This window comes from Nostoc sp. DSM 114161 (assembly GCF_052692665.1).
The window spans coordinates 364202-380880 of sequence record NZ_CP195141.1 but is presented as its reverse complement, the minus strand read 5'-3'; the positions used below and the strand labels follow the sequence as shown (position 1 = coordinate 380880).

Annotated in this window: 10 protein-coding genes; 5 read left to right on the top strand and 5 right to left on the bottom strand. The window is 40.8% G+C overall.

Annotation, left to right across the window (positions count from 1 at the left end; all coding sequences use genetic code 11):
- Positions 1-12: 12 nt before the first annotated feature.
- Positions 13-378, top strand: coding sequence for a four helix bundle protein (locus NSTC745_RS01690; RefSeq protein WP_445635606.1), 366 nt, complete (start codon positions 13-15; stop codon positions 376-378).
- Positions 379-432: 54 nt separating this feature from the next.
- Here NSTC745_RS01690 and NSTC745_RS01685 read toward each other — a convergent pair whose 3' ends face one another.
- The 3 genes from NSTC745_RS01685 to NSTC745_RS01675 form a co-directional block, all read right to left on the bottom strand.
- Positions 433-3486 carry a peptidase domain-containing ABC transporter gene (locus NSTC745_RS01685; protein ID WP_445635605.1) on the bottom strand — a complete coding sequence of 1018 codons (3054 nt, stop codon included), beginning with the start codon at positions 3484-3486 and terminating at the stop codon, positions 433-435.
- 146 nt (positions 3487-3632) lie between these two features.
- Positions 3633-4232: a helix-turn-helix domain-containing protein gene (locus tag NSTC745_RS01680; RefSeq protein WP_445635604.1), complete on the bottom strand. Its 600-nt coding sequence runs from the start codon at positions 4230-4232 to the stop codon at positions 3633-3635.
- A gap of 2128 nt (positions 4233-6360) precedes the next feature.
- Complete coding sequence (locus NSTC745_RS01675) at positions 6361-8889, bottom strand: sugar phosphate nucleotidyltransferase (RefSeq protein ID WP_445635603.1); 2529 nt, start codon at positions 8887-8889, stop codon at positions 6361-6363.
- Between the two features lie 41 nt (positions 8890-8930).
- Here NSTC745_RS01675 and NSTC745_RS01670 point away from each other — a divergent pair, with 41 nt between their 5' ends.
- The gene (locus tag NSTC745_RS01670) at positions 8931-9164 is read left to right on the top strand and encodes a hypothetical protein (protein ID WP_445635602.1); all 234 of its coding nucleotides are present in this window, start codon (positions 8931-8933) and stop codon (positions 9162-9164) included.
- On the opposite strand, the gene NSTC745_RS01665 is transcribed toward NSTC745_RS01670, so the two are convergent.
- The gene (locus NSTC745_RS01665; RefSeq protein ID WP_445638507.1) at positions 9143-10813 is read right to left on the bottom strand and encodes a glycosyltransferase family 39 protein; all 1671 of its coding nucleotides are present in this window, start codon (positions 10811-10813) and stop codon (positions 9143-9145) included. The two genes, NSTC745_RS01670 and NSTC745_RS01665, sit on opposite strands and share 22 nt — an antisense overlap.
- A gap of 267 nt (positions 10814-11080) precedes the next feature.
- Complete coding sequence (locus NSTC745_RS01660) at positions 11081-12325, bottom strand: glycosyltransferase (protein WP_445635601.1); 1245 nt, start codon at positions 12323-12325, stop codon at positions 11081-11083.
- Positions 12326-14064: 1739 nt separating this feature from the next.
- Between NSTC745_RS01660 and NSTC745_RS01655 the strand changes: the two genes are divergently transcribed.
- The 3 genes from NSTC745_RS01655 (at position 14065) to NSTC745_RS01645 (ending at position 16465) form a co-directional block, all read left to right on the top strand.
- Positions 14065-14988 (top strand): energy-coupling factor ABC transporter permease, encoded by a 924-nt coding sequence (locus NSTC745_RS01655; RefSeq protein WP_445635600.1) that lies wholly within the window; start codon positions 14065-14067, stop codon positions 14986-14988.
- A complete protein-coding gene (locus NSTC745_RS01650; protein ID WP_096536899.1) occupies positions 14981-15634 on the top strand; it encodes an energy-coupling factor transporter transmembrane component T family protein in 654 nt (217 codons plus the stop codon). The genes NSTC745_RS01655 and NSTC745_RS01650 overlap by 8 nt, the downstream gene beginning before the upstream one ends.
- 66 nt (positions 15635-15700) lie before the next feature.
- On the top strand, positions 15701-16465 hold the full coding sequence (locus NSTC745_RS01645; protein ID WP_445635599.1) for an energy-coupling factor ABC transporter ATP-binding protein: 765 nt from the start codon (positions 15701-15703) through the stop codon (positions 16463-16465).
- Positions 16466-16679 lie beyond the last annotated feature (214 nt).

The window sequence follows — 16679 nt, the reverse complement described above, 5'->3', positions numbered from 1 at the left end:
TGATGGATTTTTGTGAGAAGACCTGATTTTGAGAATTTGGAAGTTTATCAACTTGCTGAAAAACTAGCTAATGAAATTTGGCATATTGTTAAAGTGTGGGACAATTTCACTAAAGATACGCTAGGCAAGCAAATTGTTCGGTCTGCTGACAGTATTTGTGCAAACATCGCAGAAGGCAGAGGCAGGTACAACGACCAAGACAATCGACGTTTCGTCAAGATTGCCAGAGGATCTTTGTATGAAACTATTAGCTGGTTGAGATTAGCCTATGCCAGACATTTATTGACAAATGAACAAGTAAACAGATTTAAACCAATTCTCGATCGACTGTTACCCAAGCTTAATGCTTATCTCAAATCCATAGGAAACAGAGAATAGGGAAAGCAACTTAATTCTATGCCCCATGCCCCATGCCCCATGCCCCATGCCTAATCAAGCTTTTTGCGCCAATTGTTGCTGATTGAGATAGAAATAGTGACCTTTTTTGGCGATTAATTCCTCATGAGTACCGCTTTCGACTAAAATTCCCCTGTCTAAAACTAAAATCTGGTCGGCATGACGCACGGTAGAAAGTCGATGAGCAATGATTAAACTTGTGCGTCCTTTAAGAATTTTTTTGAGGTTATTCTGAATAATCCGCTCAGATTCAGCATCTAGATGACTGGTTGCTTCATCTAATACTAAGAAAGAAGGATTTCCTAGCAAAGCACGAGCGATCGCTAGGCGTTGGCGTTGTCCGCCAGATAACATACCGCCACTTTCGCCAATTTGAGTTTCGTAACCCATTGGCATTTGCTGAATAAATTCATCTGCTCCTGCTAAACGTGCTGCTTCAACTATTTCTTCTTGTGAGGCTTCTGGGTGAGCAATGCTGATGTTTTCCCGGATTGTACCGCCAAATAAAAATGTATCTTGGTCAACAACACCAATTTGAGAACGCAGCGATCGCAGGGAAATATTAGTTACATCTTGAGCGTCAACCAACACTTTACCATCTGTCGGTGGATATAGTCCCAAAATCAATTTTGAGAGAGTTGTTTTACCAGAACCACTACGCCCTACTACTGCCACAGTTTGTTCGGGTTTGATTTCAAAACTGAGATTTTCTAATACATTAATATCGCTTTCTGTATGATAGCGAAAAGTTACATTTTCAAAGATTATATTACCGCGTAAATTACTTAATGTCTGCCTGGTTTGATATTGTAAATCTTCCTCTGGTTCTGCTTCCAAGACATCATTAATCCGTTCTGTAGAAATAATCACTTCTTGCAATTGGTTCCACAGCACAACGAGCCTTTGAAAAGGTCTAATAATGTTGCCTAACAACATATTAAAAGCCACTAATTGTCCGATGGTGAGTTGGTTTTGAATTACTTGCCACGCACCAAACCAAAGTAACCCAGTGGTTACTATGGCTTCGATACCGGAACTAAAAACTTGTAGCTGATTACTAATTATTTGTCCGCTAAAAGTCTTTTTAATGACATTATTTAGCAGTTCTTCCCAACGCCAGCGTACTGTTTGCTCAATTGCCATAGAGCGAACTGACCGAATACCAGTGAGGGATTGAATTAAATAACTATTTTCGTTGGCTGAGGCATTAAAAACCTCGCGGCTGATGCGGCGCAAGAAAGGTGTAGCTATGAGCGCCAATAATACAAATGGTGGCACAATTGCCAAGCATAATAATGCCAATTGCCAACTGTACCAAAACATCAATCCCACATAGATAAATACTGTTAATAAATCCAAGCTAATAGAAAGTGCTTCTCCAGTTAAAAACCTCTGTATTTTTTGATTTTCTTGGACGCGAGAGACAATATCCCCAACATAACGCGACTCAAAAAAAGCTAAGGGTAAGCGAAAAGTATGTTTAATAAAACCTACTAATAGTGCTAACCCCAAGCGATTTGCTGTGTGATCTAATAGATATTGCCGCAGTCCAGCGATCGCAACGCGAAAAACACTAAAAATTAGTAATCCTAAACCAACGGCATTTAAAGTTAAGGTGCTACCTTGGACAATCACTCGGTCTAAAAGTAACTGCGTAAATAAGGGTGTCACAAGTCCTAGTAATTGAATTAATACCGAAGCGATAAACACTTCTATCAATACTTGGGAGTGGGGTTTTACTAAATCAAAAAACTGCCAAAATGGTGTAACTGCTTCGTCAGTTTCTCTGAGTAAATCTGTGGGTTGTAATAACAAAGCATAACCAGTCCAACCGATTTTAAATTCACTGTGAGTTAGGTTACGTTGACCGATGGCGGGATCGCCAACAATCACCCGCTTTTTATTAATTTCATAGACAACAACATAATGCCTACCTTCCCAGTGAGCGATCGCTGGTAGGGGTTGTTGTGCTAATTTATCTAAGCTAGCTTTTACCGGACGGCTAGCAAAGCCGATACTTTCTGCGGCGGTTGTCAAACCTCGCATTGATGCACCACTGCGGCTGATGTTAGTTAAATCCCGTATCCGGTTGACATTAAAGCGTTTACCCCAATAGCGGCTAATCATTACTAAGCAAGATGCACCACAGTCTGAAGCACTTTGTTGTTCAAAGAACGGATATCGTTTAGTCAAACGTCCCCAAAAATGCCCAGCCTTCACCGTTGGACTAGGAAAGTAGGGTCGTTGTCTATTTTGCTTTGGTTTCGGCTCAACTTTGGGGATTGGGTATTGGGGACTAGGTATTGGTGATTGGGAAAAACTTTCCCCAGTCCCCACTTCAACTTGACGTTCTTGAAAATGTATTAATTCTGCTAATTGCGGCCAATGTTGTAGTGCTATTTGCCAATCAGCATTGCTCAAACTATAAGCGATGGTTGGTTGAGTTACCTGCCAACTTTCATGTTTTGGATTTAGGTAGATGTTTCCAGGTGTTAATATCCGCCCGCTAGAGTCTTGTATTTCTCCGCGATGGAGTAACCACAGGTGTTTATCTTTGATGAGGTTAGTCATCAGAGAACCACTTTCTAAAACGTGACGATGAAATAGAGATAATGCTTTAAATATCTCCTCCACAGTTCCATTTAAATTAATTAAAGAATTGCGGCAACATAAAAGCAGCAAATCCCAAGTTTCTGCACGTTTTAAAAGGCGATCGCCAATGCTAGCCGATGTCAAAATAACTTCTTCTAAAATTTCTCCTTTGATATAGCAAAGCTTTAAATTAACCGAAGCTCTAGCAACATAAGGGCTGAATTGGTGTTCTGGAAATAAAGTCAATTCGCCAAACGATCCGCCAGAAAAAAAGGTAGTAATTAAGTTATTAGAGCTATCTAACAGCCTAACTTTACCACTCAAAATGATATAAATTCCTGGCGCTGCTGTAGTTGCTTCCCAAAATTGTTTTGCTACTGGCGGTTCGATAATTTCCAGCACTCCGATACATTTCTGAAGTTGTTCATCTGACAGCGACTCACCTAAGCTTCGAGTGAGTTGTTCAGCTAAATATTGCCGAGAAAACGCTGATGACATTTTCTAACCTCCAAAACTGTATTTGGTCATGGGGTATGGGGCACTTGTACTGAGCGTTCGCGTAGCGTCTCGTAGAGAAGTCGAAGTATTGGCCATTGGGCATTGGATAACTGACTAATGACCAATGACCAATGACTAATGACAGTTTAATTATTTGATTGAATTAGATTAAAAGACCAATGCATATTAGCTTCAGGGTTAGATTGCAAATCAGAAATTGTAATACCAGTATCTTTATTTTGCTCGGTTTCTTGTGGCTGATTATTTTTAGGTTTGGTGGAAAGACCCATTTGTTTTAGTAAACGATTGATATGGCGATCGGTAATTTGAATACCAAATTCATTTGCTAAATGTTTGCTCAACCATTGTGCTGTCCAAGAACTAAATGCATAGCCATATTCACGCGGACTATTACTGACTAATTCTTTCAAACGTTCGATGTAGCGATCGTTAACAGTCTTCGGCCTGCCGATAGGACGCTCATTCCATTTGTGCGCCATACCCGCCTCTGCAATTCCAATCCAATAACGCGCCATTTCCTGCGAACAACCTAAAGCTTCACAAATTTGGCTTTGAGATTTACCCATATCCGCCAGCAACATAATTTCAATCCGCCGACGATATTCTGCTTGTAAATTATTTTGCAAATTTTTCAGCAATGCTTTCCGCTGAAAAGGCGTTAAAAACTTGCTTTCGTGCAGATCGTAGCTTTCAAAAGCATTTTCTTGACCGGAATATTCTGACATAATTTCTACCAGTTGCCGTCAACTATCAAATGTGGGCGAATTTTTCTTTTGCACCTGTAATTAAACTCTGAAAAGAGAATAAAACCTGCAAAAGCTATTAGTCCTAAAAGATTGATAAATTTTTTGCTGGTGTCCAACTAACGCTATCTATAACTCTGTAATTCGTAAAATTACAGAGTTGTTTGCTATTTTTTCTCAGATTTTAATATTTACAAATTGACGTTAATGGCCTTCACTTGGAAAAAATAACTCCAAAATCTGAGACATATTACCTGAGTTTTTATTATGCCTATTCAGCAAAATTTTGCTTCTAAGCTGCACTATTAAGCTGCCAAAGCAAGATAGCTTACAAATAGTAAGCAGCCTCGATCGAATATGCTCCTAGACATAACTTTTACGTGCCCGGATTTTGAATTTTAGATTACCTAGCCTTACAAAAGGCCAAATTTACACCAAAAATCTAAAATTGCCACAGTTAATGGTATAACACTTATAACCAGTAAACTCTTCACTGGTTAACGCCTAAAATTTGACAGACTTTCCTAAAGCCCGGTGCAATAATGGTACTGGTTAAAACCATTCGCCCCTGGTTGATGGTAATAGGCAAACACTTTCGAGCCTTCGGGTAGCCCTTATTTTGATAATTTTACTAAGTTCTGCAATACAGTTTTCGAGGTTAATCTCTTAATAGTTTTGAGTACCTACAAGATTTGGGATCTTGTTTGGGAAATTGAAACTTAAATACATTCAAGGTCAGGTATGAGTACAAATCTATTTCTTACAGTATCCTACAACTAGCTAATTTCTCATCAGCAGATAGTGATAGATTTGAACCTCTCTCAAATAAAAGCTTAATAAAAAAGTGAGAGTTATTCAAGCTTTATTTTTATCCACTGCTATTTATTTAAAAATAATCCTACCTTTAGTCAAGAGTTTTTACAAAAAAAATGATATTTTTGTAAAAACTTTACAATAAATTTATAAAAATTTTATAATTAATATGTCTTAAAAATTAATAGCATTTTTATTAAATTTTTTCTTTTAAAAATAAGCTAAAACTTTAAATTTTTTCTCAAGAAATGCTATAGAATATTTAACTCTTTCTTTGTTAAAAAATTGTTGCTAAAAATGCAGTATTCTCATAAATATAGGGCAAGTTTACATCTGCCCATAGTAAGAAAACTATGTAAATTAATATCTAGCATATCTGTATCTACCTTGAGAATGATAATAATTTAGGCTGGCGCAGAACATTACACAAAAGTAAGTCTTTGCTAATATTCTCAACACTGTTAAGAAAGTTAAATGGCTTAAATGTATGGCGCGTTGTATGCTAAGAGAGTGTAAAAAATTCAACCTGACACTGCACTACAGGAGGATAGCATCTAGCTAGGCATTATCCACAACGCAAAAATCAGGGTTACAGCCCGCGCTAACCAGTACTCAGGCTGTAAACAAAATAATTTTCTTCACCATCTGGAAATGACTCAGGACAATTTGTAGTAACAACTAGAAACTAAATCAGGAACCGAAACCTCTGGAACCTCCAGGGGTTTTTTTCTTTAAAAAACGCTTATATGTGTATGAGCAAGGTCATCGATACATTTTTATGAAGATTTTTTAAGCCGATACAGTTCAGTTAAGATTCCCCCGCCTGCGGCGACCCCCTTAAAAAGGGAGTGAAAGAGAGTTTGCGAGCAAGCTTTTTTAAGAAGGGTTGGGGGAATCTTAAAACACTAACTCAACCGTATTGTTTTTTAAGCAAGCGATCGCCAGCAACAAGCTGCGGCGTATTTAGGGACTTACAGATAATAAATTATTTGTGCATTTCTAGGGGCTTTACAGCTGTGCATTGGTGTCAACTTAAGCTAAAACTCTTGCTCCACAATCGTTTTACCCCACCCCCAACCCCTCCCCGATGCCTTGGGGAGGGGCGATTTTGGCTTTAGACAAAATCGGGGTGGGGTAACGCGGATCTTGATGGTAAGTAAGTAGAACTCGCTCATCACGTTTTTATCAGGGTTTCACGTTAAGTTAACACCAATGACAGCTGTAAAGCCCCTACGGATCGTCGATGTGTTGCAATTTACGAATTACGTTAGCGAAGCGGGGCGTAGCCCATTAAAAATTACACTTCAGCGGGTTGATATTCTTGTTGTCTTTCCACAAAAGCCTGGACACGGGTGCGGTAGTTTCTTACGGTCTCATCTACCCAATCGCGATCGTTGCTATTTGCATACAAGTGTACGAGTGGTTCGCTGGCATCTGGTAAAACTAACAGCCAACTGTCATCGTAGGGTTGGCAAATTTTCACGCCATCGATGAGTTCTAAATTTTGGGCTGGGTGAGTTTCCACCAAGTAGCGCATTAAAGCACCTTTGGCTGTCCAAGGGCAGCGTATTGTGTAAGTTTTGTGAATTACGCGGGGCAATTCTGACCGCGCTGTGGCAAGCGATCGCTCCTGTATCGTCAACATCTCGATGATCTTAGCAATGCAGAACATGGAATCAAATCCCGGATGCAGTTGCGGGAAAATAAAACCAGTTTCTCCACTACCTCCTAAAACCACATTGGGATTTTTCTGGCAAGCTTCCATCAAAGCTGTGGGGTTGGCTTTGGTGCGAATTACTCTGCCATCATGACGGCGGGCGACTTGTTCGATGGCGCTGGAAGCATGAACTGGGACTACTACTGTACCTCTAGGGTTAGCAGTTAAAATCATGTCTACCATCAGCGCTGTTAACATTTCCCCGCGAATTGGGTAGCCGGATTCATCAACTAAAATCAGCTGTTCGCCGTTAGCCGAGACTTGGACGCCAAAGTTAGCTTTCAGTGCTTCCACCACATGACCTAACTGAGTCAACAGTCCTTCGCGGTCAGTTACCGACATGGCGGTTTTATTGACACTGGCATTCAATACCACCGCATCAGCGCCAAATTTATCTAACATTTGCGGTAGAACTGCCCCAGATACGGCATAAACATAATCAATCACTACTTTTGCCCGACTATTGCGGAGTGTATGAACGTGCAAAAGTTTTTCAAAAGCAGTGCAGTAACTATCAATGACTTGGCTGGGGTAAGATACATCGCCAATTTCATGAATTAGCGCCCGCCGCATATCTTCCTTAAAGTAAGCCCCTTCAATTTTCTTTTCTAGGGCTTTGGTGATATTAATGCCCTTAGTATCCATGAATTCAATCAAAATGTAGTCGGGGCGATCGGGGTGTACGCGGACGTGGATGCCACCTGCTACCTTCATGATGGGTATAACCGTGCGGGCAATGGGAATAGCTGTGGCATCGAGGTTTTGAATATCAATACCTACAGACATCAAACCAGCAATCAGCGATCGCGTCACCATTCGCGAAATATTACGCTGGTCGCGGGAAACCGTTACTTTAGAACCAGGTTTCAACGTAGAACCGTAAGCAGCTCCTAATTTCACTGCGAATTCTGGGGTGATATCAATATTCGCTAATCCTTGGACGCCACGTTGCCCAAATAAATTGCGTTGGGCAATATTTCCCCAAATCAAGTTAATGTTTAAAACAGCACCTGACTCAATCTTTTTACTGGGCCATACACGCACGCCAGGGCTGATTTGAGCTTCTTCTCCCACTGTAGAAAGCGAACCCACCACAGCAGCTTCTAATACATGGGAGCGGCGATCTACACGAGTGCCACGGGAAATTACACAGGCAGAAAGATGTGCTTCTTCGCCGATGATTGCTCCATTCCAGACGATGGGGCGTTTGAGGTTAGCATCAGCGCCAATAGTCACATTATCGCCAATTACCGTTCCTGCCTCAATTTGGACTCTTGCGCCGATGCGGCAGTTGTCACCAATCACTGCTGGAGTCTCAATTACAGCCGTTTGGTCGATATAAGTATTTTGACCTACCCACAATTGATGAGAAACTTCTTTGTAGGCATAATCAAGTTGCACTTTCTGGTCTAATGCATCATACTGAGCTTCCCGATAGGCATCCAAGTGACCGACATCGCACCAGTAACCTTCAGCAATGTAACCATACATTGGCTGATCTTTTGCTAGGAGTAAGGGGAACAAGTCTTTGGAAAAGTCGGATTCAGTATTTGCTGGCAGATATTCCAAAACTTCTGGTTCGAGAATGTAAGTGCCAGTATTGACGGTATCGGAAAAAATTTCACTAGTAGAGGGTTTTTCTAAAAATCGCCGAATTCGTAGTTCTTCATCGGTAATCACTACTCCGAATTCAATGGGGTTAGGAACCCTGGTCAAAATCAAAGTAGCTTTTGATTTTTTTTGTTTATGAAATGCGATCGCTGCTGTGAGGTCAAAATCTGTTATACTATCGCCGCTAATTACTAAAAAAGTTTCATCAAGCAGTTCGGCAATATTTTTCACACAACCGGCTGTCCCCAGAGGCTGGTCTTCTTCCACAGCGTAGGTCATTTGAACGCCAAAATCGCTCCCATCTTGAAAATAATCTCGCAAGACATCGGGTAAATAATGCAATGTCGCAATAATTTCTGTAATTTGATGCCTTCTGAGCAGATTGATAATATGTTCGGCAATTGGTCGATTGAGGATAGGCACCATCGGTTTAGGCAGATCGCAAGTTAACGGACGAAGCCGCGTTCCCGAACCGCCTGCCATTAGTACTGCACGCATAAATCCTCCTTAACTACAAAAAGCGTTTGCTGCTTGAAAAGGTGTTAGATATATTATTTTCTTCTTTCTCTAGTCTCCTATGGATATTCATATTTGAGGAACTTCCACAAGATGCATCTGTATGGGATATGGGGCAAGCAGGAAGTGTGGGAGGTGTGGGAGGTGTGGGAGGAGAGGGAAGAGGGGAAAAAGCCGGAAGTATAAATTTTCTTTCCCCCCACACTCCCCACACTCCCCACACCCCCCCATCTCCTCATCCCCCTTGGCAATGGTAAAGTTGATACTCGTAACCGTCTATGTTTGGTAAAGATTCAGTATTAGAGATAATACATGTTTTGACGGCTTCTGCTGTGGGGGCATGAAAGTTTACTAACCACAGGTCAAAAGGTCGCGGTAGTGTCTTTAAAGTATTTTCTAGAGCAATACTAGAAATATTGGGGTCTTGGTCTTGATGGGCAAGGAGAAATTGGGTATTTTGAGGTGAATTTTCCAGTTTAATTTCCCTAGCTATTCCCATCATTTCCCCAGTGTGGACATAAGTTTTATGAGTGGTGGCAATTAATATTGGTGGTGATGATATTTGTTGAATTAATTGTACAAAAAGGTCAGGGCGATAATATTTTTGATAGCCAAGATTGGTTATTACTGTAATTGCGCTGACAAATGACATTAACAAAATTAAGATTGCAGCTTTTTTGCCATTTATTCTCCATTGCCCTATGCTTTTAACAATCAATTCTTGGGGAATATGCCAACAAACTGCCAAACTTGCTGCTAGTAAAACAATGATACTGGGAAAATAAAAAAAGTGATAGCGAGCGCCCCTGGTTAGGTCAATACCTAAAATGTACGTAAAGATAAAGAATAAAGCGATCGCACTCATAGCAACTACAGCTAGCACCTGAATCATAATCCGATTTTCTGGCTGTTGTAGTTGAATTTTTATCCCCCGTAGTAAAATTGGTACTGCCCAAATAAAGAAAATCAGCATCACCAGTCCTGAAGGAATCACAATCAATAGTTGTGCAGATTCGACTGGTAAGAGCGAAATCATTGTAATCAATGTTCCTAAAGCTTGAAAAATTGGGCCGATCCAATCTAATCCGTCACGCGAACCTCGAATCCACTCGGTTAAATTATCGCGATTTCTATTTTCTAAAAATATTGGTAGCCAAATTAAACTTGCAAAAAAAGTACCGATGGCAACTGCATAGATGCGCTGCCAGCAAGAAGAAAACAAAGAAAATTTTGTGCTAGTTTGTTTTTGATGCCAAGCCAAAAATATCAAAACTACAGCTTCAGTGCAGAGGGTGAGGGTGAAGAAGTAATGGGTAGCAAAACCCAAAGCATTAATTTCTACCCAAGCACATGCTACCCACATCGGTAATGGCGTGCGGTTTTGTAAATGACGCGTGGCAATTACTAAGCAAGTAAGCGAACCAATTACCCATAAGGCTGCTAAACTGTAGTGGCGTGCTTCTTGTGATAAAAAAACTGCGTAGGGCGATACTGCCATCATCGCAGCAGCAAAGTTTCCCACCAATGACGAACGAAATGCTATTCTACCTAATACGTAAACGCAAGGTATGGATATAGCACCGATGAAAGCTGGTAGCGATCGCGCAGCGAATAGCGATACTAATCCTCCTTCGTTGGGAAATAATTTCATCCACAGGTAAGCTAATACAAAATACAGCGGTGGATGGGTATCTTGTGTAACTAAGTTATGAATTACATCGCCAATACTAGTAGCTGGGTTTGGTTGTAGCGGTTGTAATAAAGTATCAGCTGCGATCGCTCTATTTAAGGGTATTCCTAAGAAATTATTCCCTAAACTAAAAACCAAGGTAGAAAATTCATCAGTCCAAGGAGGCTTTGCAGTCAAGTTACCTAGACGTAAGCCAAAACCGATAATGAACCACATCAAGGGATGAAACCAGCTAGGAAAAATAGGAGCATACCATTTGTGCAAAGACAACTGTTGCGCGACAGATTTTTTACCTCTCGCTGGTAGAATCTTAGCTGCATAAATGGGCAGCAACAAGATAATCTTTTTGCAAAAATAGGATGTCTCCCCAAAAACTTTCATAGCCGGGCCTCACACTAATGGATTTGTAAATTTGACGTTTTAGATTTAGATTCGTTCTAAAATCTAAAAAGAAAATACCAAACCTCAAATCCATCGTTGTGATTATTTCACATCAGTGACGCGCCAGCTGAGTTTCATGTTTACCCAGAAATTCCAAATAGTAGCAACTGCGATCGCAATTAGATTGGCAATATAACGATTAGGAATTAGAAAATTGAAGACTAAATTTAATACCAGTACATTTAATATAAGTCCAGCAAGGCAAATGACGTTAAATTTCAAAAACCGTTTGGCTCGTTGATGCCATTCTTGTTGTCTGGAGCTAACATCGGCAAATGTCCAAGCATCATTCCACAAGAAATTATTTAAAATTGCAATTTCACCAGCAATAATTTTGCTGCGTGTCAATGGTAAAGCTAAGGTCGTGGGATCGCTCAGTAGGAAAAGTAGTGCCATATCAACAAATACACCACTCAAGCCAACCAAACCAAAGCGAACGAATCGGCCAACTGGAAAATTAACTTTTCTTTTGAATCTTCCTATTCTTCCTGTAGAAACGCGCAACCGTAATAGGTGGTGTATGTAATCTACATATTGTTTCCACGTAACTTTACTTTCACCTTCTTTGCGTTCGGAAAATACATACCCAACTTCGGCAACTTGATTTACTTTTCCGCGGCCAATTACCTCTAGAAGAATTTTGTATCCTACTGGATTGAGTGTTGCATTGGCGATCGCACTCCGGCGCACCATAAAATAACCACTCATGGGGTCGGAAACTCTTCCCAATACACCCGGTAAGATAATCAAGCCTAACAACTGAGCGCCACGGGACAAGAAACGTCTGGCTACACTCCAACTACTGACACCGCCTCCTTCTACATGGCGGCTAGCTACTGCCAAATCTGCTCCCTGCTCAACATTACGCAGCAGTTCCATCAGCACCTCTGGTGGATGCTGCAAATCTCCGTCAATCACTCCCAACACACTTCCTGTGCCGGCTTGCCAACCGCGAATAACTGCTGAAGACAGACCCCGTTCGTTTTGACGCCGCATTACCCGCAACTGCGGATATTCTGTTGTCAAGGATTGTGCAATTTCCCAAGTCCTGTCTGGGCTATCATCGTCTACGACAATTAGCTCGTACTTGCCTGGAATTGATTCATCTAATATCTCACTCAGTATACTGACTATCCGCTTGATGTTATCGCGCTCTTTGTAAGTTGGAATTACTAGGGAAAGATGGATCGATTCCCTACTGATATCCAGCTCCTTAGGAGGTAATTCTGAAATCTTGAGTAGACCAGTTGGAACTGTTAATAGTGAATTGGATGAGTTTGTTTTCATATTTCAAATTACATAACGATGTTGTGATTAATAGAATCGAACATCTGCTAGCTTTGTCGATCCAATGGACTTTGTTTAACTTGTCGTAATTACTTTTGTTACAGGTTGCTATTTTGAAAGTTTAGTAATTACCGCACATAAATTTCCAGTATTTTTACTAAATTCATCTAAATTTTATATTTTGCTGCCTATTGCTGTAGTAATCTTTATTTACTTTCTCTATCAGTACAAACACAGTCTACCATTAACTTAACTTAGCCAAACAATTTTTGATTTTAGATTTCGCCAACAGTTGAGTTAGTGCTACTGTGCGCCTTATGTTTTCAAGTAACTGCTCTGGAGGTAAAGGTGCTAGCAAACTTAACTTTTCTAAGGGTAACCTCAGAATCATTGTTCAATAAAATATCATTCTTTTATCTTATAAATACATTTTCATATATAAGCAAATTTAATCGCTCATGGATTGGCTTAGCGACACACACTTCTTTCTGCTGTAGTGGTTTAGAGTCGAGATTTTAAGCCTTAACCCTGGAAAAGTTGGCAAAGTTCAGTTAAGGAAATCCTAAGCATTTTATTATTTAGTAATCCAAACATAGTAATTATATTTAATTTCTGAAAATTTGCAATGTTCAAACCCGCAAATTATTTAATAATTTTGGCATATAATATGCTTATTAATAATTTAAAAGTGGTCGATCGCCAGATTATATTCTATTTTTAATATCCTTTAGCCACAAAAAAATCTCTGGAGAAAAATCAATTTTTTTCATAGGTACTGAGCAAGTATAAATAAAATTTAGATAAATAAATCTCAACTAGCAAAGGCAGCATGAGTAGTATTTACTCTCGCGTTAATTTGATAGTTCTAACTGTCATCAAACATGTTAATTGCTATTACTTGAAATACTAAATATTTTTGTTTTTAATGACACATACTATCAAAATATGCAACTAATGCGAAGTCAATTTTTATAGAGCAAGAGCGCTTTGAGCAGACAAGTCAAGCTGATAACTGGAACAATTTTATTTTTAATTGATAAACACTTTCAATCTCAGAGGCTATTTATAAAGTAAAAATAAAATTATTGCAGGGGAGCCAGTGCGCCCTTGCGGTTAAGAGACTTGTACCGCTAAAGCGGAACCCGTTCCCTCGAAGAGGGTTCCCGCAGGGTAGGGTAGCAACTGGCGTTGTGTTAGGCGCGTATTTTAAGATTACTTGTCACGAAAAATATGATATTAGCGCCTAACGCACCACTATATAAGACGGTGCGTTAGGCTAAAGCCGTAACACACCCTACTTAAGATTTAGTTTATAAATAATCTCTCAATACTTGTTGGTTAAGGGGAAAAGAGAAAAGAAAAAACCTTTAACCTTTACCCTTTTCCCCAAACCCAATTACGAGTTAAAAATGCTTAACGGAGCAGTATTGCTTTTGAGCTAGTAATAGCTATTTTTCAACCTTGGTAAAAGCTATTAATATCGAGATTTTTTGACTTTTGCAATAATCAATTAAAGTTTAGTAATATATCTAAAATCAAAATTTATAAAAATTAATAAAAACAAAAAAACAACTACACTAAGGAGTATATATAGTATTGTAAATCTGTCGAAAGTAACACAATAAAATCCCCCATTGGGGCATTGCAAACAGGAGAAAAATTTTGTTTGTTATTAATTTATATGCTGTTACTTTATTACTTCTTTTGAGTAAGTGAATATCTAAAATACAGGGTAAGTTATGCATATTCCCGATGGATTTGTTTCTGTGCCAGTAGCAGGGGCTACTAGTTTAGCGAGTGTGGCAGCACTTTTTGTAGCCTTAAGGCGATCGCAAGAGGCTTTTGGTGTGCGTCGCGCTCCTTTGCTAGGGCTAACCACTGCCTTTATTTTCGCTGCCCAGATGATTAATTTCCCTGTAGCAGGAGGTACTAGCGGTCACCTATTGGGGGGAACTTTAGCAGCGATCGTTTTAGGCAGTCCTTGGGCAGGAACGCTGTCTATCGCCACAGTTTTAATTATTCAAGCCGTGCTGTTTGCTGATGGTGGAATTACAGCATTGGGCGCAAATATTTTGAACATGGCAGTAATTGGTGTTTGGGTAGGCTGGATTTTAACCCAAACCTTGCAACGGCTCTTTGGAGGGTCTAAAAAGCGTTTACCATTAGCTGCGGGCATTGGGGCTGGCGTCAGTGTAGTGGTAGCTGCCGTAGCAGCAGCCATTGAGTTAGCCCTGTCTGGAACTGCACCTGTAGCTATAGTTTTACCAGCCATGACTGGCGTACATATTTTAATTGGCATTGGTGAAGGGCTAATTACCGGTGGCGTACTCACTTACTTGGCAACAGCTAGACCAGATTTATTACCAGGAGAACAGCACGAATTTCGCGGATGGTCGATACCCATTGTCAGCATTTTTTTAATTGCAGGAGTATTATCGCTGTTTGCTTCAGCATGGCCCGATGGTTTAGAAAAAGTTGCCGAAAACTTAGGTTTTATCGACTTAGCCAGTAAAGTACGCATAATTGTACCAACTCCGCTAGCTGACTATGGAATTGAGGGTTTGGGAGCAATTGGCACTAGTATCGCTGGACTTGTGGGGGCTGCGGTTTGCTTTGCTGTTGCCTTTGGCATTGCCAAGATAGTGAAACCGAACAATGCTTAAACTTTCTTTGCCGCTACGTTTGCAACTGTCCCTAGCGATTGTGGTGGGGGCAGCTTTATTAAAGCATCATGCTTGGTATAGTCTGGCTGTGTATGGCGCGATCGCACTTTTGTGGGCTTGGCTGTTGCGCGTACCAATTCGCCGATTAGGAGGATTACTCGGTACAGAATTGATTTTTTTGTCATTGCTGGCATTACCCTTGGGATGGGAAAAAGCTAGTTTTTTGCTAGTTCGTTCCCTGGTTTGTTTGATTGCCATGAATAGTTTTTTGTTAACCTTACCGCCTCACAGTTTCGGCATTGCCCTCAAAAGCTTACCCGTACCAGCACCAATCAAAGAAAACTTGCTGCTAGCTGGGCAATATATGGAGATTTTGCTCTCAGAAGTCACACGTATGCAACGCAGCGCTCAATTACGAGGTCTAACTGGAACTGCGGCATGGCTGCGCTATGCCAGTGCTGCCATGATTGGAGCCTTGTACCTCCGCAGTTTAGAAAGAGCAGAACGAGTTTACGCAGCAATGGTAACTCGCGGTTACAACGGACAATTGCCCATCGATTCCAATCTCAGACCAAAAGAACGCTTTGCCTTGTTATTAGCTTGGGCGATCGCTGCCACAGTTACTCTAACTTCCTACAAAATTTAACCCCCTCTCCGCAGACGCGATCGATCGCGTCTCTACCCACTCCCCATTCTCTTACATAGGTATATTTTGAAATCCTTAACTTCCAACCCCCAACCATCAACGAATAAACCCCACGCTGCTGTAGTCGAGGTTGAGAATCTGGTGTATGCATATTCTCGCCAAGAACCAGTATTGCAAGGAATTTCTTTTAGTTTGAACAGAGGCGATCGCGTGGCGTTGATGGGTGCCACCGGTTCTGGAAAAAGCACCTTGCTGGAGAACTTAATCGGCTTAAAAGAACCGCAATCTGGGGAAATTAGGATTAATGGCATTCCCGTACAACCGAAAACTTTACCCCAAATACGTCGTCAAATCGGTTTTAGCTTCCAAGATGCCAACGACCAACTATTTATGCCCACGATTTTAGAAGATGTCACCTTCGGGCCGCGCAACTATGGTATGTCAGCAGCAGAAGCTACCGATCGAGCGCGTCAGTTATTAGCAGATTTTGGTCTTGAAGCCTACGCCAATCGCTCTGCACACGAACTCTCCGGCGGACAAAGACGCCTCGCCGCCCTCGCGGCAATTTTAGCCCTAGAACCGACAATTCTAATTTTGGATGAGCCAACTAACGGTCTCGATCCAGCATGGCGGCGTCATTTGGCACAAGTATTGTTCAAGTTACCCGTGGAAGTGATATTAATTGCCTCTCACGACCTGCATTGGTTGGGTAGAGTTACTCAACGTGCCTTAGTGCTATCTGGCGGCCGCATTCAAATAGACAGCGATATTCAGCCACTTTTGCAAGAAGGCAGGACTTTAGATCGGTTGGGTTTGCCGGTAGATTGGTGATTTTAGGTGAGGGGAGTTGACTTCATGCTAAATAGGCGGTTACAAACTGCGTCTAAACAAATAAAACCCACCTCTGTCGGTTTCATCAAGGGCTTAAGCCCTTTTTTTGTTAGTCCCTTACATTTTAATTGAAGAATTCAGAAGTCAGAATTCAGAAATCAGAATGCAAGATGCTCGCGGACTCGCTAACGCTTCGCTATCAGTGGGGGATTCA

What these genes read in the sequence shown, in the direction of transcription:
- NSTC745_RS01685 (WP_445635605.1), bottom strand. Translation starts at nt 3,486, where the DNA reads ATGTCATCAGCGTTTTCTCGGCAATATTTAGCTGAACAACTCACTCGA.
- NSTC745_RS01680 (WP_445635604.1), bottom strand. Translation starts at nt 4,232, where the DNA reads ATGTCAGAATATTCCGGTCAAGAAAATGCTTTTGAAAGCTACGATCTG.
- NSTC745_RS01650 (WP_096536899.1), top strand. Translation starts at nt 14,981, where the DNA reads ATGCTTAAACTTTCTTTGCCGCTACGTTTGCAACTGTCCCTAGCGATT.
- NSTC745_RS01675 (WP_445635603.1), bottom strand. Translation starts at nt 8,889, where the DNA reads ATGCGTGCAGTACTAATGGCAGGCGGTTCGGGAACGCGGCTTCGTCCG.
- NSTC745_RS01660 (WP_445635601.1), bottom strand. Translation starts at nt 12,325, where the DNA reads ATGAAAACAAACTCATCCAATTCACTATTAACAGTTCCAACTGGTCTA.
- NSTC745_RS01655 (WP_445635600.1), top strand. Translation starts at nt 14,065, where the DNA reads ATGCATATTCCCGATGGATTTGTTTCTGTGCCAGTAGCAGGGGCTACT.
- NSTC745_RS01665 (WP_445638507.1), bottom strand. Translation starts at nt 10,813, where the DNA reads ATGTGGTTCATTATCGGTTTTGGCTTACGTCTAGGTAACTTGACTGCA.